We start from the raw sequence: 23,268 nt of genomic DNA, 5'->3' as shown, positions 1-23,268 counted from the left end.
GAACCGCCCCGCCCTGCCCCGATACGTGCCGCAAACCTGGAAACTCCGCTTGGCCAGGTCGATCGCAAGGACATGAACATCTGGCATGTGCTCCTCCCCTTAAAGCGACAACACCGCGCTGCCCCGACACAATACGTGCCCGCTGGAGCGGGCATCCACACTATCAGTTCAGAAACGGCGGCGACGACCGGTTCGGAGAGATAGAGCGCGGCCATGGTTCAGTCCTTCGTGACCCACAGCTTGGTCGTGGTCTCGAGGACGCGCCAGGTGCCTTCGAAGCCGGGATGCATGACGAAGCTGTCGCCGGCCGCAATCCGGCGCGGTGGCTTGCCGTCCTCGATCAGTTCGGAGACGCCCGAGATTATCGAACAGAACTCCCAGGTCGCGCCCTTGATGGAGCGGAAGGCGCCGGGCGTGACCTCCCAGATGCCCGCCGTGACACGGCCATCAGCCGTGCATGCGAGGTCCCAGGTGCGAAAGCTCGGATCGCCCTCGACGCGCCGCTCCGGCAGAGGGCTGCCTTCACGTGGAGCGGGCAAATTGTCGAGGTCGAAATAGGTGATGCCAGACATCGGATGTTCCTGTTTTGGTAAGAGGCGATCATCGGTCAGCGCCCGCAAGTGAACGCATGGCCGGAATCCTGAGCCGGCGTTTCAGCAGCCGGACGAGCCGAGAAGGTAAAAGTTGATGACGAGATAGACCACCGGTCCCAGCACGACAACTGTCCGGCGTCAGCGCTCTTGAGACAGTTTAGGGGTTTTCGGGAAGGGAGGATTTCTGGATCATCGCAGCCATTATGGAGGGCAGATGAGACAGAAATCCGGGCCGGAGAAAGCGCCGGCAGAGCAGGTCGTGAAGGATATCCGCCGAGCGACGCGGCGGCAGTTCTCGGCTGAAGAAAAGATCCGCATCGTTCTGGAAGGCGTGCGCGGCGAGGAGAGCATCGCCGAGCTGTGCCGGCGCGAGGGGATCGCCTCGTCGATGTATTACGGCTGGTCGAAGGAGTTCCTCGACGCCGGCAAGCGCCGGCTCGCCGGTGACACGGCCCGCGCCGCGACGTCGGACGAGGTGAAGGAACTGCGCCGCGAGGCGCAGGCGCTGAAGGAGGCCGTGGCCGATCTCACCCTGGAAAACCGCCTGCTTAAAAAAGCATGCTCGCGGATGGGGAGGACGACACATGAGGTATCCTGCCTCCGAAAAGGCCGAGATCATTCGGCTGGTCGAGGGATCGCATCTGCCGGCGCGGCGCACCTTGGACAAGCTCGGCATCCCGCGCGCCACGTTCTATCGCTGGTACGACCGCTATCTCACCGGCGGGGTTGAGGCGCTCGCCGATCATCGCTCGCGGCCGGATCGTGTCTGGAACCGGATTCCCGACCCGATCCGGGCCGAGATCATCGAGCTGGCGCTGCGCGAGACGGAGCTGAGCCCACGCGAGCTGGCGGTGCGCTTCACCGACGAAAAGCGCTACTTCGTCTCGGAAGCATCGGTGTATCGGCTGCTGAAAGCGCATGATCTGATCACCAGCCCGGCTTACATCGTCATCAAGGCGGCGTCCGAGTTCAAGGACAAGACGACGGCGCCCAACCAGCTCTGGCAGACCGACTTCACCTACCTGAAGATCACGGGCTGGGGCTGGTATTATCTCTCGACCGTGCTCGACGACTTCTCCCGCTTCATCGTCGCCTGGAAGCTCTGCGCCACGATGCGCACTGACGACGTCACCGCCACGCTCGATCTGGCGTTGGCGGCATCGGGGCTCGACCAGATCACGGTCGCACATCGGCCGAGACTGTTGAGCGATAACGGCGCCTCATACATCTCAGCCGACCTTGCCACCTGGCTCGACGGCAAGGGCATGAAACATGTTCGCGGCGCGCCATGTCACCCTCAGACGCAGGGTAAGATCGAGCGCTGGCACCAGACCCTGAAGAACCGCATCCTGCTCGAAAATTACTATCTGCCCGGCGATCTCGAACGGCAGGTCGCCGCCTTCGTCGAGCATTACAACCATGCCCGATCTCACGAAAGCCTCGGCAATCTCACGCCCGCCGATGTCTACTTCAAACGCGGGCAGGCCATCCTCACCGAACGCGAAAGGATCAAGCGCCAGACCATCCAGCAAAGGCGCTTGCAGCATCACCTGCAGGCCGCATAACCTCTAACCCAGATGAGCCAGAACCTCCGTCCCCGAGATTCCGAAACAATCTCAAATCATCTGACGACGGACAATGGCGGCATGACGTAAACTAAATGGCCTCCGGTGAATCCGGAGCGGTTCAGTTCCATGCGGAAGGCGTGGCTTTCCTGTCTTCGTGACAATGGAAGATCCAGACGGCAGCCAGCCGGAGTTCGGTCCGCGCCGGCAACGCGGTCACCGTCAGGTGAGAATGTCGCCGCGACCGGCCTTGAGAGCCGATTCCAGTTCCGTCGCCACATGGCGCACGATCGGGAAGATGTCCGACAGCAGCTGGCGGGTCGATACCGCGCTCATGCTGGTGAGCGCCGTCACCGCTCCCGCCACCTTCTGCTGACTGTCGAAGAACGGCACCGCCAGCGAGCGCACGCCCACCTCGACCTCCTGCTCGACCAGCGCGTAGCCGCGGCTACGCACCAGTTCGAGCTCGCGCCGGAGAAGCTGCGGATCCACCGTCGTCTTGTCGGTCAGCAGCACGGGATGGTCGTTCTCGATCAATCGATCGATCGCCTCCGCCGTATCGAAGGCGAGCATCGCCCGGCCGGTCGATGTGGAAATGAGCGGAAGGCGGCGTCCCACCGGCACCGTGACGGCCAGCGCGCGCTGGGCAATGGCGCGAGCCGTGTAGACCGATTCCGCGCCGTCCCGCACCGCCAGCGCCACCGTCTGCTCAGAGGCGGCGCTCGCTTCCTCCAGAAGCGGCATCGCGAACGCCGAGAACGGCAAGGCCGAGAGATAGGAATAGCCGAGGCTGAGGACCTTCGGCGTCAGCCGGAAGGAGCGCCCGGTCCGCGCGATGAAGCCCAGATGGGCAAGGGTCAGCAGGTAGCGCCGGGCACCGGCGCGGGACATGCCGGTACGGTCGGCAACCTGGGACAGGCTCATGTTCGCATTGGCGGCGTCGAAGCTCATGAGCACGCTGAGCCCATGCTCCAGCGACGCCACGAAGTCGCGGGGCCTGTCGTCAGCGGTCGCAGTGTCGTCAAGCATGCCTCGTGCCCCCCTCAGCGTTCCATCGTGAGCCTGCACCGGACGCCGGGTCGATTCCGGCCTTTCCAGCCATCCGTCAATGTCACGATCGAGGATCGCGGACAAACCTTTGTCTTTCGTGAGCATCCGATCGGCCCAGGCCCAGGCGAGGCATTGCGACGGGAGGCGACGCATGTCATCGGCGCAAGGCGCCGCTCGCCGCATATCTCGTCAGAATATCTCGAAATACTCCCGGTGTTCCCAATCCGACACCTCGGCATCGAAGCGGGCGATCTCCGCGTTCTTGATGTGCACGTAGTAGTCGACGAAGGTGTCGCCCATGGCCTCGCGGAAGAAGGCGTTCGCGTCGAGCGCGGCGACGGCCTGCGCCAGCGTCCGCGGGAGGGGTGGGCGCGAGGCTTCATAGGGCACGTCCGCCGACGGGCCGGGGTCGAGCCGGCGCGTCACGCCGTCCATGCCGGCCAGTATCTGCGATGCCATGTAGAGATAGGGATTGGCGGCCGGCTCGCCGACGCGGTTCTCCAGCCGCGTGCCGGGGTCGCCGGGCCCGCCCAGCACGCGGATCATCGCCCCGCGATTGTCGCGCGCCCATACCGCGCGGTCCGGCGCCAGCGAGAAGGAGCGGTAGCGCTTGTAGCCATTGATGGTCGGCGTGCTGAACACCGCGGCCGCTTCCGCGTGATCCAGCAGGCCGGCGAGATAGCCTTGTCCCTCCGGCGAGAGCAACGTCCCGCCCTCACGCGGCATGAACGCGTTCTCTCCGGTGGCGCGCTCCACCAGCGACTGGTGTAGATGCCAGCCCGAGGACACTACGTTCGCGATCTTCGGACGGCACATGAAGGTGGCGTGATAGCCATGGCGGTGACAGATCTGCTTCACCGCGCTGCGGAACAGCACCATGAGATCGGCCGGCAGCAGGCCCACCGTCGGCTGGAAGGTGAATTCGCACTGGCTGGGACCGAACTCGATTTCCACCGACCGCAGCGGCAGATCCATCGCCTGTACATCGCGGCGGATGATGTCCAGCACCGGGGCGATCTGGTCGAAGCGCTGCTCGGTCAGATACTGGTAGCCGTGCGAGAGCAGGCTGACCGATGGCGGCTCGCCCGGCTGTCCGGCGTCGGCCGGCCGCATGCGGGTGTCGTCGAGCTTGAAGACATGGAATTCCACTTCCAGCCCGGCCACGAAGTCGTAACCGCGCGCGGCAAGGTCCTGCAGGACCTTGCGATAGAGATGGCGGGTGGCGAAGGGCACTGGCTGGCCGTTCTGGAAATAGGCGTCGCACAGCAGCCAGCCAGTTTTCTCGGCCCAGGGGAGAACCCGGAAGCTGCCGGGATCGGGAATCATCAGCGCGTCCGCCGCGCCCTGCATCTCCGGCATGCCGAAGCCGCCATTCGCCGAGAAGACCGGGAACACCGAGCGGTGCGAGGTGTCCTTGGCGAACATCGATGTCGTCAGGGTGCACCCGTCGTCGAGCGCTTTCAGGGCCTCCGCGGCAACGAGCGTCTTGCCCCGCAGGATGCCGTGCTGGTCCGGAAAGGACAGACGGACCAGTTCAAGCTTCTGGCTCCGGACGATGTCGGCGACACGCCGGGCGGCGTCCCGACGCTCCACGCTCTGAAGCCCGTGGCGTTCAACAAAGGTCACGATATCGTTTCCCTGGTAGGCATGCCGGCCGTCACTGGGCCGCGGAGAGGTGGGGAACCCTGGCGGCGATTTCCGCCGGCACCGGCGCGGCCCATGGCGCGCCCCGGCGACGCTTCACGTCGACCTCCATCCAGTAAATTTCCCAGCCGGCGGTGGGGCCGATGCCGTCCATCGTCGCCGGGCCCTGAATGCTGCGCGCGTGCGCCCCGTCGAGGACCAGCAGCGGCGGGGCGGAACCCGACACCGCTTTCTCGATCTCCTGCCGCAGCAGGCGGCGATACTGGATGATGGCCTTGTCCGACTGGCCGAGATGCTCGCGCGTGCGGTCCTGGATGGCGCCCATCGATTCCACCGCCCACTGGTCATGCACGTTGATGTCGAGGCCCATCCCCGTATAGGTCTCGTTCGCCTGCTCGTGCGGATCGAAGCCGTAGTCATTCGCCTTGTTGCGGCGCGAGACGTAGTCCGGCAGCGCGTAGAGTTCGAGGCGCTGGTCGCGCATCTTCTGCTTGTCGACCGGCGCCGAGAAGCTGGTGAAGATCGCGTACCAGTAGCAATTTTCGTCGTCGATCGGCACGTGCCACTGGGTGATCGTCATTTCCGCGCTCATCGGAATGACGAAGCCGTGCGGAAACAGCTGATTGGTCACCCGCACATGGGTGCGTTCCTCATCGATCTGGCGCAGCGCGATCAGACGCAGGCCATATTCGGTCTTCTCGACATTGATGATCGGCCGGTCGTATTCGCGCAGGATCCTGGTCATCGGCAGGTCGCTATCGGCGGAAGAGGCACGGAACTGCTTGCCATAGGACACCGAAGGATCCTCGTCGTGAAAAAAGCGATGCAGGAAGGAGGCGTGCGCCGGGTCGATGCCGACTTCCAGCGCCTGCAGCCAGTTGCAGTTCATCATGCCCTTGAAGGCGAAGGTGTGGGTGCCGGGGGCGGTGAAGCAGTCGATCTCGGGAAAGGCCGGGGGCGTGCCTTCGCCGAGATAGGCCCAGAGTACCCCGCTCTTCTCGACAACGGGATAGGCGCGCTGCCGGATGCCGGCGCAGAGCCTGGAATTGGCGGGCTCGGCCGGTGTTTCCAGGCAGCTGCCCTCGACGTCGAACAGCCAGCCATGGAAGGCGCAGCGCAGGCCGCCATTCTCCAGCCGCCCGAAGGCGAGGTCGGCGCCGCGATGCGGGCAGTCGCGGTCGATCAGGCCGTAGCGCCCCGCCTCGTCGCGGAACAGCACGAAGTTCTCGCCGAGCAGCCTGACCGGGCGGATCGGCCGCTCGCCCTGCAGCTCCTCGATCAGCGCGGCAGGCTGCCAGTACATGCGCATCAGCTTGCCGGCGGGATCCTGGGGCCCTGTCCGGGTGATCAGGTCATTCTGCTCTCGGCTCATCATAGCGCTGGATTCCTCACATCCGTCCGCGATCCAGGATCGCTTCAATGAAACGTGCAAATGCCGAACGAATGTTCGAACATGCGCGAGGGGCGGCGGCCAGTGGCCGCTCCGGCTGCCCCTGTGGAGATCCCCTCACCCGCGGCGCGGGAGGCACCACAGGGCAGCGGAAAGCGCTCACAGGCGCGGTCCCAAGGGCCATTAAGTTCGCATAATGAATAAAAGTTCGCAATAGATACATTGCGCCTCACTGCGACGGAGCGGGATTTTCGCGGCGCCGGCCCCGCCGGCCGACGCGTGAGAGGCCAGACGGTCGGCATGGCGCGCCTCTGAACGCCGGGCGGCGGCGCCGCGACCCGGCGGGTGGCGGATCGCGCACCGCCAGCCAGCCGCCGCTGGCTGGCGGCCCGAGAGAGCGCATCGCCGATAAATTAGCTATTGCGAACATATGTTCATCATGACTATGTTTTCCTATGAACGGCCCCTATCTGTCACGGGATGAACGAGCGGAATGAGTGAGGCAATGCTGATCGCCGGGCGCCTGGCCGGTGCGAGCGATTCATTCGATGTCATCGATCCGGCCACCGGCGAGGCCTTCGCCTCGGCGCCCGATTGCAGCCCGACCCAGCTGGACGAGGCGATCGACGCGGCGGCGCGCGCCTTCGTCCCGTGGTCGCGGGACATTTCCCGTCGCCGCCAGGTGCTGCTCGCCTGCGCGCAAAAGCTGCGGGCGCACGCGGAAGAGATCGGTCGGCTCATCTGCCGCGAGCAGGGGCGTCCACTGCCCAAGGCGATAGGCGAAGTGATGGGCGCGGCGCGCTGGTTCGAACACACCGCCGGCATCGAGCTGCCCGTCGAAGTGATCCGCGACGACGACGCCCAGCACATCTCGGTCCATCGCCGCCCCCTCGGGGTGGTCGCCGGCATCGCGCCGTGGAACTATCCGGTCATCTCGGCGGTGTGGAAGATCGCGCCGGCGCTGCTGGCCGGCAATGCCATCGTCCTGAAGCCCTCGCCCTTCACCCCCCTCTCGACGCTGCGGCTGGGCGCCCTTCTTCAGGATGTGATCCCGGCCGGCGTGCTCGCCATCGTCTCCGGCGGCGATGCGCTCGGGCGCGCGCTGGCGGTGCATCCAGCCATCCGCAAGATTTCGCTCACCGGCTCGGTGGAGGCCGGCAAGAGCGTGGCCCGCGCCGCGGCCGACGATCTGAAGCGCGTGACGCTCGAACTCGGCGGCAACGATGCCGCCATCGTGCTGGAGGATGTCGACCCGGAAGCGATCGCCGACAAGCTGTTCTGGGGTGCGTTCCAGAACACCGGGCAGGTCTGTTGCGCCATCAAGCGGCTCTACGTACATGAGAGCGTCTGTCAGCCGATCCAGCAGGCGCTGCTCGCCCGCATCGCGGCAACCCGCATCGGCAATGGACTGGGCGAGGGTGTCGATCTTGGGCCGCTGACCACCGCCCCGCAATTCGCCCGCGTGCAGGAACTGGCGCAGGAGGCGCGCGCCGCTGGCGGGGTGCTGCTCGGCGAAGCCGCCCTGCCCAACGCCAACGGCTACTTCCTGGCGCCCCAGCTTGTCACCGGTCTCGATGACGATGCGCGGCTGGTGGCGGAAGAGCAGTTCGGCCCGCTGCTTCCCATCCTGACGTTCCGCGACGAAGCCGAGGTGCTCGAGCGCGCCAATGCGACGCATTTCGGCCTGTCGGGGTCGGTGTGGAGCGGCAATGTCGCGCGTGCCACCGAACTGGCCGGTGAAATGGACTGCGGCACCGTGTGGGTCAACCAGCACCTCACCCTCCTGCCGATCGCACCGGTAGGCGGGCACAAATGGTCCGGTATCGGTGTCGAGAACGGAAGCTGGGGGCTCGTCAGCTATACCGATATCCAGACGATCTCGGTCGCGAAAGCCTGAAAATGTCCACTGCCGCCGACATCGTCTCTCGCCTCGAAACCCTGCCTCGCCTGCGCGCCATGTATGGCCCCACCCCGCTGGAAGAGGCGCATGCCCTCTCCCGCCATCTGGGCGGTCCGCGCATTTTCATCAAGCGGGACGATCTCACCGCCGCCGGCCTTGGTGGTAACAAGGTCCGCAAGCTGGAATTCATCCTGGGACGGGCCGTCGCCGAGGGCTACGATACCGTCATCGTGTGCGGCGGCTACCAGTCGAATCTCGCCCGGATCGCCGCCGCCATGGGCGCGCGGGCGGGCCTGCGCATCGAGCTGGTGCTGGGCGGCGTGCCGGGAGAGCCGCATCCGATCTGCGGCAACCTGTTGCTCGATTACCTGCTCGGCGCGCAGGTCCATCTGGTCGAGACCGAACCGCGCTGGGATTTCGGAACGGTGATCGAGGATCTTGCCGCGCGGCTCGCGCGCGAGGGGCGCCGGGCGATGATCATGCCGCTGGGCGGCTCCAACCCGCAGGGCATGGCCGGCTACATCATGGCGACCGCCGAGATGATGACGCAGTTCGCCGAGAACGACATCGCGCCGGAGCACCTCTTCGTCGCCGTCGGCTCGGGCGGCACCTATTCCGGCCTCGCGCTCGGCGAGTGCAACCTGAACCCCGGATACCACGTCACCGGCGTCAGCGTCAGCCGCAGGACCGACTATCTCCTCGACAAGGTGACGGCGGAGACGATGGAGGCGCGCGAGGTGCTGGGTCTGCCGCATGTGCCGGCGGCGCAGGCGTTGACCTTGATCGACGACCAGATCGGCGCCGATTACGGCGCGCCGACGGAAGCGGCACGCGAGGCGATCCACCTTCTCGCGCGACTGGAGGGCGTGTTCGTTGACCCGGTCTATTCGGCCAAGTGCCTGGCCGGGTTGATCGACCAGATCCGCAGCGGTTGCATCGGCAGGCAGGAGACGGTGATTTTCCTTCACACCGGAGGCTCGCCCGCCCTCTTCGCCTACGACCCCGCCGTCCTGCTGCCGGACATCGCGGCGTGACCGGCTATTCCGCCCTCTCGCTGGCCCGTCAGGCGCTCACGGGCCACCGTTCCTGGCCGGCCGCCTGGCGCGCGCCGGAGCCACGCGCGCGCTATCAGGTGGTCATCATCGGTGGTGGCGGACATGGGCTTGCAACGGCCTATTATCTCGCCAAAACCTACGGCATCACCGATGTCGCGGTGCTGGAAAAGGGGTGGATCGGCGGCGGAAACACCGGGCGCAACACCGCCATCGTACGCTCCAACTACCTTCTCACGGCCAATTCGCACTTCTACGAGCACTCCCTGAAGCTGTGGGAGGGGCTCAGCGCCGATCTGAACTTCAACGTGATGTTCAGCCAGCGCGGCATGGTGAACATCGCGCACAGCAACGCCGAAGTCTCGGCCCTGCACCGGCGCGGCAATGCGATGCGGCTGAATGGCGTCGATGCCGAGTTGCTGTCGCGCGACGATCTCGGCCGGCTGATGCCGGGGCTCGACCTGTCGCCGCAGGCGCGCTTTCCCATCCTTGGCGGGCTGATCCAGAAGCGCGGCGGCACCGCCCGGCACGATGCGGTGGCCTGGGGCTATGCCCGTGCCGCCGATGCACGCGGCGTCGACATCATCCAGAACTGCGAGGTGACGGCGCTGCGCCGTGAGGGTGACCGTGTCACCGGCGTGGAGACGACGCGCGGGCTGATTTCCGCCGACAAGGTGGCGATCTGCGTCGCCGGCGATTCTGGCCGGCTCGCCGCCATGGCGGGTTTGAGGCTGCCGATGGAAAGCCATGTCCTGCAGGCACTGGTTTCCGAGCCGGTAAAGCCGATGCTGGACGTGGTGGCCGTCTCCGGGGCCTTGCACGTTTATATCAACCAGTCCGACAAGGGCGAACTGGTGATGGGAGGCGACATTGACGGCAGCAACTCCTATGCCCAGCGCGGCGACCCGCATACGCTGGACCATGTCGTCGAGTCCGCAGTGGCGCTTTTTCCCGCGATCCGTCGCCTGCGAATGATGCGCAGCTGGGGCGGCACGGTCGACATGTCCATGGATGGCAGCCCGATCATCACGCGGCTTCCCGTGGCGGGTCTCTATCTCAACGGTGGCTGGTGCTATGGCGGCTTCAAGGGCACGCCAGCCGCCGGCACGGCGCTGGCGCATCTCGTGGCGACCGACCAGCCTCACCCGGTTGCCACCCGCTTCACGCTGGAACGCTTCGACGCGGGCGACCTGCTCGACGAACGCGGCTCCGGCTCCAGCCCCTGGATGCATTGATCCATGCGCATTCCCTGCCCCTGTTGCGGCCCGCGCGCGATGGCCGAATTCAGTTATGGAGGCGCCGACCTCTCGCGGCCAGTCGCCTCGCTTCCTCTCGATGCACCTTCCGCACCGGACGCGGAATGGAACGATTATGTCTATCGTCGCGACAATCCGGCAGGCGCGCACCGCGAATTGTGGTTCCACGCGGCCGGTTGCCGGCGCTGGTTCGTCGCCCGCCGGGACACCCGCACCAACGATTTCCTGAGCGAGGCCGGGGCATGAGTGGCTGGCGCGCAGCGACGGGCGGACGGATCGACCGTGCCCAGCCGATCGAATTCAGCTTCAACGGGCGCCGTTTTGTCGGCTATGAGGGCGACACGCTAGCCTCCGCCCTCATCGCCAACGGCGTCGATATTCTGGCCCGCAGCTTCAAGTATCACCGCCCGCGCGGCCTTGTCGCCTATGGCGCGGATGAGCCCAACGCACTCGTCGAGGTGGGGGAAGGCGCCCGGCGCGAGCCGAACGTGAAGGCGACGCAGGTTCGGCTGGTGCCGGGGCTGGTGGCGCGAAGCCAGAACTGCTGGCCGTCGGTCGGCTTCGACCTGATGGCGGTCAACGACCTCATCGCACCACTGATCCCATCCGGCTTCTACTACAAGACCTTCAAATGGCCGGTCTCCGCCTGGCCGCTCTACGAAAAGCTTATCCGGGGCGCCGCGGGCATGGGCCGGGCACCGGCGGAGCCGGATCCCGACGCCTACGAGACCGTGCATCGTCACACCCACCTCCTGGTGATCGGCGCCGGCGTCACGGGCCTCGCAGCGGCGGCGGCGGCGCTGGTCCATGTCGAGAGCATTCTCATCGTCGACGAGCAGGAGGCGTTCGGTGGCCTCGGCACCGTGGAGACCGCCCGTGTCGAGGGCCAGCCCTATGGCGACTGGGTGGCGGGCGTCGTGGCGCTCCTGAGGACGAGCGGAAAGGTCACGCTTCTTCCGCGCAGCACTGCCTATGGCCATTACGACGGCAATCGGGTCTGTCTCATCGAGGAAGTCTCGGGCCCGGTACGGCTCCGCCGCTGGATGGTCGATGCCGACCGCATCATCCTCGCCACGGGCGCGTTCGAGCGACCCTTGCTGTTCGGCGCCAATGACCGGCCGGGGGTCATGCTGGCCAGCGCCGCGCAGGCCTATCTCCATCGGCACGCCGCCGTGCCGGGGCGCCGTTGCGTGCTCTACGTCAACAATGACGGCGGCTATGAGGCCGCGTTCGATCTGCACAGCGCCGGGGTCGCCATAGAGGCGATCGTCGATGCGCGCGCGGCGGTCGACGATGAACGGACCGCCCGGTGCCGGGCGGCGGGAATCCGGCATCTGCCGGGCCACATGATTGCGCACAGCACGGGACGCCGTCGCGTGACCGGCTGCGTCGTGCATCCGGTCGGCCAACCTGCGGCTGCGATGTCGTTGCCCTGCGATCTCATCCTCACCGCGGGCGGCTGGAGCCCGGCGGCACATCTGTTCACCCATGCCGGCGGCCGGTTGCGCCATGAGGAGCGCATCGGCGCCCTCGTGCCGGATGCGCAATCCTGGGATGGGCGCGTTTCCACCGGCATGGCGGCGGCGGGCGCTTGCGCAGGCCTGTTCGAGATGGCCGATTGCCTCGCCTCCGCGCGTGCCGTCGCGGCGGGCAACACATACACTCTGCCGTCAGGCGCAGCGCCGGCGCCGCTCGCTCCCGTGAACACGGCCGCGAAGCAGTTCGTCGATCTTCAGAACGACGTGACGGCGGCCGATCTCGGCCTCGCGGTGCGGGAAGGCTATCGTTCCATCGAGCATGTCAAGCGCTACACGACACTGGGCATGGGGACCGACCAGGGCAAGCTGGTCGGCCTGAACGGCGTCGACCTCATCGCCGCCGCCCAAGGAAAGCCTGCGGCGGCGATCGGCAACAGCCGGCCGCGTCCGCCCTTCTCGCCCGTCACCTTCGGAGCCATGGCCGGGCCCTTCGTCGGCGCCCTCTTCAGCCCGGCGCGCACGACGCCGATGCACGGATGGCACGAAGAGCAGGGCGCTGTCCTCGCCAATGTCGGCAGCTGGCGCCGGCCCCAACTCTACCGGCGCCCCGGTGAAAGCGAGATGGAGGCGGTCATCCGCGAGGCGGGCAATGTCCGCCGCCATGTCGGCATCACCGATGTCTCGACGCTTGGAAAGATCGATCTGCAGGGGCCGGACGTGTCGCGGCTGCTCGATCACGTCTACATCAATGGCTGGTCGACCCTCCAGCCCGGTCGCTGTCGCTACGGCGTGATGCTGCGCGAGGACGGCGCGGTGATGGATGACGGCACCACCACCCGGCTGAGCGCCGACCGCTGGTTCATGACCACCACTACCGGCAATGCCGAGCGGATCCTGGCGCATCTCGAGCGCGCCCGGCAGGTCGACCTGCCCGATCTCGATGTCACGATCACGCCGGTGACGGAACAATGGGGGGCCATGGCGATCGCCGGTCCGCGCGCGCGCGAACTGCTGGCGGCTCTCGATCCCGACTTCGCGGTGGACAACGCCGCCCTGCCCTTCATGAGCGTGGCGGAAGGCCGGCTCGCCGGGATCGAGGCCCGTGTCCTGAGGGTCAGCTTCTCGGGCGAACGGGCCTACGAGATCTACACCGCTTCCGGCGACGCGCACGCCATGTGGACGACGATCGCCGCCGCCGGCGACGCCTTCGGGCTGATGCCCTATGGCACGGAAGCCATGATGACGCTGCGCATCGAGAAAGGGCTGTTCGTGCCGGGCTTCGAGGCCGACGGCCGCACGCTTCCCGACGATCTCGGCCTGGGGCGGATGATCAGCCGCAAGAAGGAGTTCATCGGCCGGCGTTCGCTCGGGCGCCCGGCCTTCACGGCGAGCGACCGCAAGCAGCTCGTCGGCCTCATGGCGGTCGATCGCGCCCAGGCCATTCCGCGCGGCGCGCAGATCGTGCGCGATCCCGCCATGCCCGTCCCCGTGCCGCTGGACGGGCATGTGACCTCGGTCACCTTCAGCCCCGCGCTCGATCGCTGGATCGCGCTGGCGCTGGTCGCGGGCGGGCGGGCGGCCATGGGCGAAACGCGCATAGCGGCCTCGCCGCTGACCAACGAGATGGTGCCGGTGACGATCTGCAATCCCGTATTCATCGATCCGGACGGGGAGAGGCTCCGTGGCTGATGGCTGTCATATCGCCCGCCGACCGCCGACCGCGCTCATCGAGGTGGCGGGCCGCGAGGACGCGTGGAGCGCCGGCCTGTCCGACATGCTGCGCGGCCTCGCCGACGGCGCCGACATCCTCGTGCTATCGCCCGAACGCCGGCTGGTCCGGGCCGCCGACATGTCGCGCTGGCGGGAGCCTAGCGCCCTCGCCGCCCTCGCCATGGCAGGGGGGCGGTTGGTCGACGTCAGCCACGCCTGGCAGCCCATTTCCCTTGGGGGAGCAGGCGCGCGGGCCGTGCTGGAGCGGGGCGTCGAGCTTGACCTCGACCCACGCCGGTTCCCCACCGGCCGGGTCGCGGCGACGCTGTGCGCCCGCGTTCCCGTCCTGCTGCTCGCCCTCAAGGGGGGCGGCTACATGCTGTTCGTGGCCACCAGCTATACGGATTGGCTGATGGCCTGGCTGGAGACCACCCGGCATAACGCGGGGCTGTCATCCGGCGCGGGAACGACGGCGGCCGGGATCGGCGCCGTTCCCGAGACCTCGCGATAACGACTGATCTTCTGAACAAACGGGTCATAAGGGAGCGCATCCATGACCGTAGCCGCCGAAGCCCTCAAACATGTCTGGTTCCATGCCACGAGCCCGCAATCCCTTCGCGCGGAAGGGGGCCTGACGGTCTTCAGCAAGGGCGAAGGCTGCTATCTCATCGACGAAGACGGGCGGCGCTACCTGGACGGTCTTTCCGGCGGGGCGTTTGTCACCAATGTCGGTCACGGGCGCGGGGAGATCGCCGATGCCATGGCCGAGCAGGCTCGCGAACTCGCCTATGTCTCGCCCTATAATTTCGTGGCGCCGGCGACGGTGAAGCTGGCCGGCGTGGTCGCGGATCTGGCGCCCGGGGACCTGGACCGGGTGTTCTTCACCTCCGGCGGATCCGAAGCGGTCGAGACGGCGGTGAAGATCGCCAAGCAGTATCACTGGCTCGGCGGCGACCAGAAGCGCACCAAGATCATCAGCCGGCGCGGCTCCTATCATGGCTCAACCCAGTATGCGATGAGCATCAGCGGCGCGAGCCACGACTTCAATAACAAGATCTTCGGCCCGCTGGTGCCGGGCTGCGTGCATGTCCCGCACAATAATTGTTATCGCTGCGAGTATGGCCTGTCGCGCCCGGGCTGCAACACGCTCTGCGCCAGCATGATCGAGAAGGCCATCCTGCACGAGGGCCCGGAGACGGTCGCCGCCATCATCGCTGAACCCGTGCCTGCCGCCGCCAGCATCTATCCGGCGCCGGACGACTACCTGCCGATGCTGCGCGCGATCGCCGACAAATATGGCGTGCTGCTGATCATCGACGAGGTCATCAACGGCTTCGGCCGCACCGGCAGCATGTTCGCCTGCGAGCAGTGGGGCGTGGTGCCGGACATCATGACCGTGGCGAAGGGGTTGACCAGCGGCTATGTGCCGATGGGCGCCGCCATTGCCAGCACGCGCGTCTCCGCCCGTTTCGAGCAGGCGAGCGGGCGCGAGGCCGGGCTGAACCATGTCCTGAGCTTCGGCGGCCATGCGGTGGCGGCGGCGGCCGCACTGAAGAACATCGAGATCGTGCAGCGCGAGAAGCTAGTCGAGAATTCGCGCGACATGGGCCGGTACCTGCTGGACGGGCTGGAATCGCTGCGCAAGCTGCCGCTGGTCGGCGATGTGCGCGGACGCGGCCTGCTGGCCTGCGTGGAACTGGTACGCGACAAGCAGACGCGCGAGCCTTTCCGTCCGCAAGACCAGATGACGGTTCGCATGACGAACTACATGCGCGACGAAGGTGTTCTGGTGCGCACCTATCAGGTCGTCGAGTTCGGCCCTCCGCTCACCGCCGGTCGGGCGGAAGTGAACATGATCGTCGAGGGGTTGGAGCGGGCGATCCTGCGTTTCGCCGCCGATGTCGGCCTCGCCTGACGGATCGATCTGGCGGCGGCGGGCTCTCTAAGCGTCTGCCTTTTCTCGCAGAATATCCAGCGCTTCGACAGGGCTGGCCTACCGGAGACGCGCCAGTGAGTGCGCGTGGGAAGGCAGGCCAGAAGCCAATTGGCGCATGGTTTTCCGGGTGCCCTCAGGGGGGCGCCATGCCCATCGTATAAGCAAACAAAAGTTCGTATTTCATAAATTATGATCATTCCGGACCTTCACGCCGGCATTCCGACGTGGTTGAATCCCTTCAAACAGAGACGGGAACACTAACATGTTGACGCGCCGTACCTTGCTGACTCTCACCGCTGCCAGTCCAATTCTCGCCTCGGAAGTCTTCAGGACCAGCGCGGTCATGGCCGGCACGCCCAAGGGCGTCGTCGTCATGGCCAAGCAGATCGACGATCTGGTCAGCGGCTTCGACCCGGCCGAAGCCTACGAGATCACCAATCTCGAAGTGGTGCCCAACCTTTATCGCGGTCTGGTCTCGCCGGACCTTGCGGACAACACCAAGGTCGTCGGCGATCTCGCGGAATCCTGGACCGTCAGCGAGGACGGCACCATTTTCGTCTTCAAGCTGAAGACGGATGCCAGGTTTGCGTCCGGCAAGGCCGTGACCGCGGAAGACGCCGCCTTCTCCTTCCAGCGCGCCATCAAGCTCGACAAGCAGCCGGCGTTCATTCTCGCGCAGTTCGGCTATACCAAGGGCAATGTCGACGACCTCATCAAGGCGACGGACGACACGACGCTGGTGATGAAGCTGCCGACCGCCGTCGCGCCGAGCTTCCTGCTGTTCTGCCTCACCGCGCCGATCGGCGGCGTGGTGGAGAAGGCGACGGCGCTCGCCCACGAGGTCGATGGCGACATGGGCAATGGCTGGCTCAAGGTGCACTCCGCCGGCGCGGGCGGCTACCAGATGGTGGAATGGGTGGCGAGCGACCATGTCACGCTCGACGCCAATCCGCATTCCGGCAAGCCGGACCAGCCGCGCCGGATCTTCATCCGCCATGTGCCCGATCCGTCGGCCCAGCTGCTGATGCTGCAGAAGGGCGATGCCGACATCGCCCGCAACCTGACGCCGGACCTGCTGAAGAAGGCGCGCGCGGACAAGGACCTCACGGTCGTCTCCTCCGGGCAGGCGGTTTCCGTCTATGTGACGATGAACCAGTCCATGCCGGAACTGCAGAAGACCCAGGTTCATCAGGCGATCAAATGGGCGATCGACTATGACGGCATCGCCATGAACATCACGCCGAACATGTATTCGGTCGCGCAGGGGTTCCTGCCACCGGGTCTGCCGGGGGGAATGACCGACCGCCTGTTCAAGAAAGATGTCGCGAAGGCCAAGCAACTGCTGGCGGAAGCCGGCTTCGCCAACGGCTTCGAAGTCACCATGGACGTGCCCTCCTCCGCGCCCTATGCCGATATCGGACAGGCGGTGCAGGCCGACCTCGCCGATATCGGGATCAAGGTGACGTTGGTGTCCGGCGAGATGCGCCAGGTCATGACGAAGTCCCGCAAGCGCGGCCACCAGCTGGCGCTGCTGCCCTGGGGCACCGACTATTTCGACCCCTATTCCAATAGCCAGGCATTCTGCGAAAATCCGGACGACAGCGACGACGGCAAGCTCAGGCTCATGGCGTGGCGCAGCCACTATGTCGACAAGGAGCTGAACGACATGTCGCTCGCGGCCAGCAAGGAACGCGACAATACCAAGCGCATGGCGATGTATCGCGAGATGCAGCTGAAATTCGCCGAGCGCGCGCCCTTCGCCATGCTGCTGCAGAAGATCGCGTCGGCGGTGATGGGCAAGGGCGTTTCCGGTTTCGTGATCGGCCCGCAGACCGGCTTCACCCAGTACGCCGATATCCGCAAAGCGTGAGGCGGAGCGCCATGCAGCGGCATTCGCCCGCGCGGACACTGGCCAGGCTGGGGGCAACCGTCTCCAGCCTGGCGATCACCCTGTTCGGCCTTGTGCTGGTGACGTTCTTCATCGGCCGCGTGATCCCGATCGATCCGGTGCTGACCATTCTCGGCGATCATGCCCGCCCGGAACTGGTGGAGCGCATGCGGATCGAGCTCGGGCTGGACAAGCCGCTTCCCGTCCAGTTCTGGATCTACCTGACTCACCTTTTCCGTGGCGATCTGGGACGTTCGGTGATGACGTCCAACCTCGTCGTCGACGACATCAAGCTGTATTTTCCGGCGACGGTGGAGCTCGGCACCACCGCGATGATCTTCGCTACCCTCATCGGCATTCCGCTCGGTGTGCTCTCGGCGGTGCGCCGCAATTCTCGGCTCGACCAGTTTGTCCGGGTTTTCTCCATCGTCGGCCATTCCATCCCGATCCCGGTGCTGGGGCTGATCTCGTTGCTGGTTTTCTATGCATGGCTGGGCTGGGCGCCCGGAACGGGCCGCGTCGGTGTTGCCTATGTGGGAATGACCCCCACCGTCACCGGCTTCCTGACGGTCGATGCACTGATCGCCGGCGATGCGGATGTGTTCTGGGATGCCCTCTCCCATCTGATGCTCCCGGCGGCGGTGCTGGCCTATTTCTCGATGGCCTATATCTCGCGCATGACCCGCGCCTTCATGATCGACGCGCTCGCCGGGGAATATGTCATCACGGCGCGGGCAAAGGGACTGTCTCCGGCGCGGGTCATCTGGCGTCACGCCTTCGGCAACATTGCGGTGCGCCTCGCGACCGTGCTCGCGCTGACCTATGCCGGATTGCTGGAAGGCGCCGTGGTCACCGAGATGATCTTCAGCTGGCCGGGAATTGGCCAGTACCTGACGGTGTCCCTGCTCAACGCGGACATGAATGCGGTGATTGGCGCAACGCTGCTGGTCGGCTTCGTCTACATGGTGCTGAACCTGCTCGCCGACGTCGCCTATCGAGTGCTGGACCCACGCGTATGATCGGTAGACTCTTCGACAGGGCATGGCTGCTGAGCGACAGTCCGCAATCGCGCGCGCAGGCGGCGTGGGGGCGCCGCTATCGCCTCTGGTGTGATTTTCGCGCGAACAAGCCGGCCCTCTACGGCCTCGCCACGGTGATCGCGCTGCTGGCGTGTGCGATCCTCGCCCCGCTGCTCGCCACGCATGATCCCGTGACGCAGAATCTCGGCCAGAGGCTGTTGCCCCCCTCGACACAGCACTGGCTCGGAACCGACGAACTGGGGCGCGACGTCTATTCCCGGCTGCTCTATGGCGCGCGCGTCACGCTCGGCATGGTGCTGGCGGTGGTCGTCCTGGTGGCGCCGATCGGCCTCGCGGTCGGCTGCGTCGCCGGCTATTATCGCGGCGCTGCCGACGTCATCCTGATGCGTGTGACGGATGTATTCCTGGCCTTTCCCCGGCTGATCCTCGCCCTGGCCTTCGTGGCCGCGATCCAGCCCGGCATGACCAGCGCCGTGATCGCCATCGCCCTGACCACCTGGCCACCCTATGCCCGGCTGGCGCGCGCCGAGACCATGACGATCCGCGATGCGGATTACATCGCCGCCGTGCGCATGACCGGAGCGTCTTCGGGGCGGATCATCCTGCGCCATATCATGCCGCTGTGCCTTGGTTCGCTCATCGTGCGCGTCACGCTGGACATGAGCGCCATCATCATCTTCGCCGCGAGCCTCGGCTTCCTGGGCATGGGCGCGCAGCCACCCTCGCCGGAATGGGGAACCATGATCGCCACCGCCCGGCGGTTCCTCCTCGACCAGTGGTGGGTTCCGCTGATCCCCGGAATCGCCATTCTCGTCGCCTCGCTGGCCTTCAACCTCTTGGGCGACGGGCTGCGCGACGTGCTCGACCCCAGGCAGGGGTGAGGGAGACCCGGATGCTGGTGGAAATTTCCGGTCTCAACATTTCCTTCCCGACGCCGCATGGCATGCACGCGGCGGTCCGCGACGTATCGATGACGCTCGGCACGGAGAAGCTGGGCATTGTCGGCGAAAGCGGCAGCGGCAAGTCCCTCACCGCGCGGGCGCTGCTGCGCCTGCTGCCACCGGCGGCGGTCACGCGGGCGGACACGCTGCGCTTCGATGGCATCGACGTGCTCTCGGCGAGCGAGAAGCAGATGGGGATGATCCGCGGCCGTCGCGCCGGCCTCATCCTGCAGGACCCCAAATACTCGCTCAATCCGATCATGACCGCCGGCGACCAGATCGCCGAGGCCTGGCGCAACCGGCGAAAGGGCTCGCGGCGGCAGGCGAAGGAAGCGGCGATCGACCTGCTGGCGCAGGTGCAGATCCGCGATCCCCGGCGCGTCGCCGATTCCTACCCGCACGAGCTCTCCGGCGGCATGGGCCAGCGCGTGATGATCGCCATGATGCTGGCGCCGGACCCGGAACTGCTGATCGCCGACGAGCCGACCTCCGCGCTGGATGCCTCCGTGCAGGCGGAAATCCTCAAGCTGATGGAAGACCTCGTCTCCCGGCGCAATATGGGGCTGATGCTGATCAGCCACGATCTGCCGCTGGTCGGGCATTTCTGCGATCGCGTCGCGGTCATGTATGCCGGCCGCGTGGTGGAGGAACTGGCGGCGGGCGAACTCGGCCAGGCGCGCCATCCCTATACAAGGGCGCTGCTGGACTGCATGCCCAGCCTGACCCACCCGCGGCCGCGCCTGCCCGTGATGGCGCGCGATCCCGCGTGGCTGACATGAGGTGGCCGACATGAGCCATACCCGCCGCGACATGATCATCGTCGATGACCTGCGGGTCCGCTTCGGCTCGCACGACGCGGTGCGCGGCGTCAGCTTTCGCGTGCCGGAGGGCAGCAGCTTCGGCATTGTCGGCGAGAGCGGTTCGGGCAAGTCGACGGTGATGCGCGCGCTGGCCGGCCTCAACGATCTCTGGGACGGGTATCTCGAAATCGCCGGCATGCCGCTGGGGCGGGGCAAGCCGCCGGATTTCTTCCGCCGCGTGCAGATGGTGTTCCAGGACCCCTACGGGTCGCTGCATCCGCGCCAGACCGTGGATCGCGCATTGAGCGAGCCGCTGCTCGTGCAGGGGATTGGCGATATCGACCGGCGGATCCGGCAGGTGCTTGCCGATGTCGCGCTGCCGGCGGCGGCGCGCTTTCGCTACCCGCACCAGCTTTCCGGCGGCCAGCGCCAGCGTGTGGCGATCGCCCGCGCGCTGATTTCCGAACCCTCGGTGCTGCTGCTCGACGAACCTACCAGCGCGCTGGACGTGTCTGTCCAGGCGGAGATCCTCAACCTGCTGGCGGATCTGCGCGAGGAGCGAAAGCTCACCTATCTGATGGTCAGCCACAATCTCGCGGTGGTGGCGCATCTGTGCCCATGGGTCGGCGTGATGAGCAATGGCGAGATGGTGGAAATCCTCTCCGCCGAGGACTTGCGGGCCGGCCGCACCCGTAATCCGCAGACGACGCGCCTGCGCGAACTGAGCGCGGAACTGGGCTGAGCGGCAGCCATCGTCCCGGCCGCCGGCGCGGGACGGCGGGCACGCCGGACGACACGGGACATTCGGCATTGCCCACCAGACGCAGGATGGTGGCGTGCAGCAGGTTGAGGATGGATTTGGCGTGAGTGACAATCGGGATCGGAAGCCGCTCGACGGCGCCGGGCGCACGCGCTCGATCGTGTATTCGGCAAGGGCCGCGGCGGCGACATCGCATCCGCTGGCGAGCCTGACCGCCATCGACATGCTCCGCCGGGGCGGCAACGCCGTGGACGCGGCCATCGCGGCCATCGCGGTGCAGTGCGTGGTGGAGCCCCACCAGACCGGCATCGGCGGCGACTGCTTCGCCCTCTGCATGCCGCGCAACGCGCGCGCGCCAATCGGTCTCAGCGGCGCCGGCCGTGCCCCGGCGGCGGCCAGCACGGGCTGGTTCGCCCAGCATGGCGTCGCGGAACTGGCGCTCGACTCGCCGCATTCGGTGACCGTTCCGGGGGCCGTGGCCGGCTGGTGCAAGCTCCTTGCGGACCATGGTCGCCTGTCGCTGGAAACCGTGCTGGAGCCGGCGATCCGCTGCGCCCGCGACGGCTATGTGGTGCAGCCCATCGTGGGCCTCGACTGGTCGACGGAGGCCCCGCTGCTGGCCGATCACCCGGTAGCGGCGTCGGTGTTCCTGCCCGAGGGCCGCCCCATCCCGGCCGGCAGCCTCCACCGCCAGCCTCGGCTGGCCGCGACGCTGGAGACCATCGCCCGCGAAGGCCATGACGGTTTCTACACGGGGGAGGTCGCCGCCGACATGGTCGCCTGCCTGCGGGACCATGGCGGGCTGCACACGCTGCAGGATTTCGCGGAGGCCCGGGCCGACTACGTCGCGCCGATTTCGACACGCTACCGGGGCTACGACGTGCTCGAGCTGCCGCCGAGCGGCCAGGGTCTCGCGGCGCTCATGATGCTGAACGTGCTGGACCGGATGGATCTCGCCGACCCCGGCCTGAGCGAGGCCGACCGGATTCACGTTCTGGCCGAACTTGCCAAGCTTGCCTATCACCACCGCGATCACCTGTTCGGCGATCCTGATTTCGCCTCCACTCCCGTCCGGGAGCTGCTGTCGCCGCAATGGGCCGACTTCGCCCGGACACGGATCGACATGAGTCACGCGGCGGAGCCTGTCGTGTGGCCGGAGGTCATGCAGCGCGACACTGTCTATGCCTGCGTGATCGACGAGGACGGCAACGCGATTTCCTTCATCAACTCGCTGTTCCACTCGTTCGGCAGCCGGATCATGGCGCCACGTTCGGGGGTTCTGTTCCACAACCGGGGCGCCCAGTTTCGCCTTGAGCCCGGCCACCCGAATGCGATCGCCGGCGGCAAGCGGCCGCTCCATACGCTCATTCCCGGCATGGTGATGAAGGACGGCGCGTGCGTCGCGCCCTTCGGCGTCATGGGCGGCCCATACCAGGCCGCCGGCCATGCCGAATTGCTGTCGAACATCCTCGATCTGGGCCTCGATCCGCAGCAGGCGCTCGATAGACCCCGCAGCTTCGCCTATCGCGGCGTGCTCAATGTCGAGCGGCGGACCGACCCCGGCTTGATCGACGCCCTGCGGTCGCGCGGCCACGATGCCCAGTGGTCACCGGCGATGATCGGTGGCGGCCAGCTCATCTGGCGCGATCCCGCGAGCGGGATCCTCGCCGCCGCCTCCGATCCGCGCAAGGACGGTTGCGCACTCGGCCTGTAGGCCCGGCCCATCGTCCTTCGACACGTTCAACCAGCAGGTTCCAGCCATGAAGATCGAACAGCGTCTCGACGAACTCGGCATCACCCTCACGGTTCCGATGGCCGGACCCGGGCAGTACGGCAAGCGTTACGGCAAGATGAAGCCCTTCATCATCACGGGGCGGGTGCTGCATCTGGGAGGCCATTCCGCCGGCATGGAGAATGGCGAGGTGCGCTATCCCGGCCGGCTCGGCCATGACGTGACCATCGAGGAAGGCTATCGCGCCGCCCGGCAGACCGGCATCAACTGCCTCTCCACCATCAAGCGCGCGATCGGCGACCTCGACCGCGTCACCGCCATTGTCAGCTCGATCAATTTCGTTGCCTGCACGCCGGATTTCTACGAGCACTACAAGATCACCAACGGCCTGAGCGACCTTTTCGACGAGGTGTTCGGCTCGGAGATCGGCCTCGGCGCGCGGGCGACCTATGGTGCTCCCTCGCTGTCGGACAATTACTGTTTCGAGACGTCGCTGATCGTCGAGATCGACAGCCCGGCGTCCTAGCGGTTTG

The 23,268-nt window shown here is 66.5% G+C and carries 19 protein-coding genes; 15 read left to right on the top strand and 4 right to left on the bottom strand.

What is annotated here, in order from left to right; genetic code table 11:
• Positions 1-218: 218 nt before the first annotated feature.
• Positions 219-572, bottom strand: coding sequence for a cupin domain-containing protein (locus QOZ99_RS19015; protein WP_306891566.1), 354 nt, complete (start codon positions 570-572; stop codon positions 219-221).
• A 235-nt stretch (positions 573-807) separates the two neighbouring features.
• Here QOZ99_RS19015 and QOZ99_RS19010 point away from each other — a divergent pair.
• Positions 808-2,158 (top strand): IS3-like element ISMex37 family transposase gene (locus QOZ99_RS19010; protein WP_306891564.1). Its coding sequence is split into 2 segments (ribosomal slippage): positions 808-1,145 and positions 1,144-2,158, totalling 1,353 coding nucleotides; the frame shifts between segments, so codons are not numbered across the junction.
• A gap of 222 nt (positions 2,159-2,380) precedes the next feature.
• Here the strand turns inward: QOZ99_RS19010 and QOZ99_RS19005 are convergent.
• From QOZ99_RS19005 to QOZ99_RS18995, 3 genes are all read right to left on the bottom strand, one after another.
• Entirely contained in the window at positions 2,381-3,187 is an 807-nt protein-coding gene (locus tag QOZ99_RS19005; protein ID WP_183191691.1) for an IclR family transcriptional regulator domain-containing protein, read from the bottom strand.
• 210 nt (positions 3,188-3,397) lie between these two features.
• Entirely contained in the window at positions 3,398-4,834 is a 1,437-nt protein-coding gene (locus tag QOZ99_RS19000) for a glutamine synthetase family protein (protein WP_306891563.1), read from the bottom strand.
• A gap of 31 nt (positions 4,835-4,865) precedes the next feature.
• Positions 4,866-6,227 carry an aromatic ring-hydroxylating dioxygenase subunit alpha gene (locus QOZ99_RS18995; RefSeq protein WP_306891562.1) on the bottom strand — a complete coding sequence of 454 codons (1,362 nt, stop codon included), beginning with the start codon at positions 6,225-6,227 and terminating at the stop codon, positions 4,866-4,868.
• 508 nt (positions 6,228-6,735) lie between these two features.
• On the opposite strand from QOZ99_RS18995, the gene QOZ99_RS18990 reads away from it, so the two are divergent.
• The 14 genes from QOZ99_RS18990 (at position 6,736) to QOZ99_RS18925 (ending at position 23,261) form a co-directional block, all read left to right on the top strand.
• Positions 6,736-8,139 carry an aldehyde dehydrogenase family protein gene (locus QOZ99_RS18990; protein WP_306891561.1) on the top strand — a complete coding sequence of 468 codons (1,404 nt, stop codon included), beginning with the start codon at positions 6,736-6,738 and terminating at the stop codon, positions 8,137-8,139.
• Between the two features lie 2 nt (positions 8,140-8,141).
• Positions 8,142-9,176, top strand: coding sequence for a D-cysteine desulfhydrase family protein (locus tag QOZ99_RS18985; RefSeq protein WP_306891560.1), 1,035 nt, complete (start codon positions 8,142-8,144; stop codon positions 9,174-9,176).
• Positions 9,173-10,429 carry a sarcosine oxidase subunit beta family protein gene (locus QOZ99_RS18980; RefSeq protein WP_306891559.1) on the top strand — a complete coding sequence of 419 codons (1,257 nt, stop codon included), beginning with the start codon at positions 9,173-9,175 and terminating at the stop codon, positions 10,427-10,429. Before QOZ99_RS18985 ends, QOZ99_RS18980 begins: the two co-directional genes overlap by 4 nt.
• A 3-nt stretch (positions 10,430-10,432) precedes the next feature.
• A complete protein-coding gene (locus QOZ99_RS18975) occupies positions 10,433-10,696 on the top strand; it encodes a sarcosine oxidase subunit delta (RefSeq protein WP_306891558.1) in 264 nt (87 codons plus the stop codon).
• Positions 10,693-13,617, top strand: a complete 2,925-nt coding sequence (locus QOZ99_RS18970) for a sarcosine oxidase subunit alpha family protein (RefSeq protein WP_306891557.1) — start codon at positions 10,693-10,695, stop codon at positions 13,615-13,617. The genes QOZ99_RS18975 and QOZ99_RS18970 overlap by 4 nt, the downstream gene beginning before the upstream one ends.
• Positions 13,610-14,149 (top strand): aminomethyltransferase family protein, encoded by a 540-nt coding sequence (locus tag QOZ99_RS18965; RefSeq protein WP_306891556.1) that lies wholly within the window; start codon positions 13,610-13,612, stop codon positions 14,147-14,149. Before QOZ99_RS18970 ends, QOZ99_RS18965 begins: the two co-directional genes overlap by 8 nt.
• 42 nt (positions 14,150-14,191) lie before the next feature.
• Entirely contained in the window at positions 14,192-15,553 is a 1,362-nt protein-coding gene (locus tag QOZ99_RS18960) for an aminotransferase family protein (protein WP_306891555.1), read from the top strand.
• A gap of 283 nt (positions 15,554-15,836) precedes the next feature.
• Positions 15,837-17,444: an ABC transporter substrate-binding protein gene (locus QOZ99_RS18955; protein ID WP_306891554.1), complete on the top strand. Its 1,608-nt coding sequence runs from the start codon at positions 15,837-15,839 to the stop codon at positions 17,442-17,444.
• A gap of 11 nt (positions 17,445-17,455) precedes the next feature.
• Positions 17,456-18,481, top strand: a complete 1,026-nt coding sequence (locus tag QOZ99_RS18950) for an ABC transporter permease (protein WP_183191701.1) — start codon at positions 17,456-17,458, stop codon at positions 18,479-18,481.
• Positions 18,478-19,383 carry a nickel transporter permease gene (nikC, locus tag QOZ99_RS18945; protein WP_183191703.1) on the top strand — a complete coding sequence of 302 codons (906 nt, stop codon included), beginning with the start codon at positions 18,478-18,480 and terminating at the stop codon, positions 19,381-19,383. Before QOZ99_RS18950 ends, nikC begins: the two co-directional genes overlap by 4 nt.
• An 11-nt stretch (positions 19,384-19,394) precedes the next feature.
• Positions 19,395-20,222 (top strand): ABC transporter ATP-binding protein, encoded by an 828-nt coding sequence (locus QOZ99_RS18940; protein WP_183191704.1) that lies wholly within the window; start codon positions 19,395-19,397, stop codon positions 20,220-20,222.
• 31 nt (positions 20,223-20,253) lie between these two features.
• A complete protein-coding gene (locus QOZ99_RS18935) occupies positions 20,254-20,985 on the top strand; it encodes an ABC transporter ATP-binding protein (protein ID WP_183191816.1) in 732 nt (243 codons plus the stop codon).
• A 121-nt stretch (positions 20,986-21,106) separates the two neighbouring features.
• Positions 21,107-22,717 carry a gamma-glutamyltransferase family protein gene (locus QOZ99_RS18930; protein ID WP_503128560.1) on the top strand — a complete coding sequence of 537 codons (1,611 nt, stop codon included), beginning with the start codon at positions 21,107-21,109 and terminating at the stop codon, positions 22,715-22,717.
• Positions 22,718-22,763: 46 nt separating this feature from the next.
• A complete protein-coding gene (locus QOZ99_RS18925; RefSeq protein WP_306891553.1) occupies positions 22,764-23,261 on the top strand; it encodes a RidA family protein in 498 nt (165 codons plus the stop codon).
• Positions 23,262-23,268: the final 7 nt, after the last annotated feature.

The organism is Ancylobacter amanitiformis (assembly GCF_030814815.1).
Lineage (GTDB): Bacteria > Pseudomonadota > Alphaproteobacteria > Rhizobiales > Xanthobacteraceae > Ancylobacter > Ancylobacter amanitiformis.
This window is presented reverse-complemented; position numbering and strand designations above follow the sequence as displayed.

Coding starts and splice junctions, on each gene's coding strand:
- QOZ99_RS19015 (WP_306891566.1), bottom strand. CDS start 572: ATGTCTGGCATCACCTATTTCGACCTCGACAATTTGCCCGCTCCACGT.
- QOZ99_RS19005 (WP_183191691.1), bottom strand. CDS start 3,187: ATGCTTGACGACACTGCGACCGCTGACGACAGGCCCCGCGACTTCGTG.
- QOZ99_RS18995 (WP_306891562.1), bottom strand. CDS start 6,227: ATGATGAGCCGAGAGCAGAATGACCTGATCACCCGGACAGGGCCCCAG.
- QOZ99_RS18990 (WP_306891561.1), top strand. CDS start 6,736: ATGAGTGAGGCAATGCTGATCGCCGGGCGCCTGGCCGGTGCGAGCGAT.
- QOZ99_RS18985 (WP_306891560.1), top strand. CDS start 8,142: ATGTCCACTGCCGCCGACATCGTCTCTCGCCTCGAAACCCTGCCTCGC.
- QOZ99_RS18975 (WP_306891558.1), top strand. CDS start 10,433: ATGCGCATTCCCTGCCCCTGTTGCGGCCCGCGCGCGATGGCCGAATTC.
- QOZ99_RS18970 (WP_306891557.1), top strand. CDS start 10,693: ATGAGTGGCTGGCGCGCAGCGACGGGCGGACGGATCGACCGTGCCCAG.
- QOZ99_RS18960 (WP_306891555.1), top strand. CDS start 14,192: ATGACCGTAGCCGCCGAAGCCCTCAAACATGTCTGGTTCCATGCCACG.
- QOZ99_RS18955 (WP_306891554.1), top strand. CDS start 15,837: ATGTTGACGCGCCGTACCTTGCTGACTCTCACCGCTGCCAGTCCAATT.
- QOZ99_RS18950 (WP_183191701.1), top strand. CDS start 17,456: ATGCAGCGGCATTCGCCCGCGCGGACACTGGCCAGGCTGGGGGCAACC.
- nikC (WP_183191703.1), top strand. CDS start 18,478: ATGATCGGTAGACTCTTCGACAGGGCATGGCTGCTGAGCGACAGTCCG.
- QOZ99_RS18940 (WP_183191704.1), top strand. CDS start 19,395: ATGCTGGTGGAAATTTCCGGTCTCAACATTTCCTTCCCGACGCCGCAT.
- QOZ99_RS18935 (WP_183191816.1), top strand. CDS start 20,254: ATGATCATCGTCGATGACCTGCGGGTCCGCTTCGGCTCGCACGACGCG.
- QOZ99_RS18925 (WP_306891553.1), top strand. CDS start 22,764: ATGAAGATCGAACAGCGTCTCGACGAACTCGGCATCACCCTCACGGTT.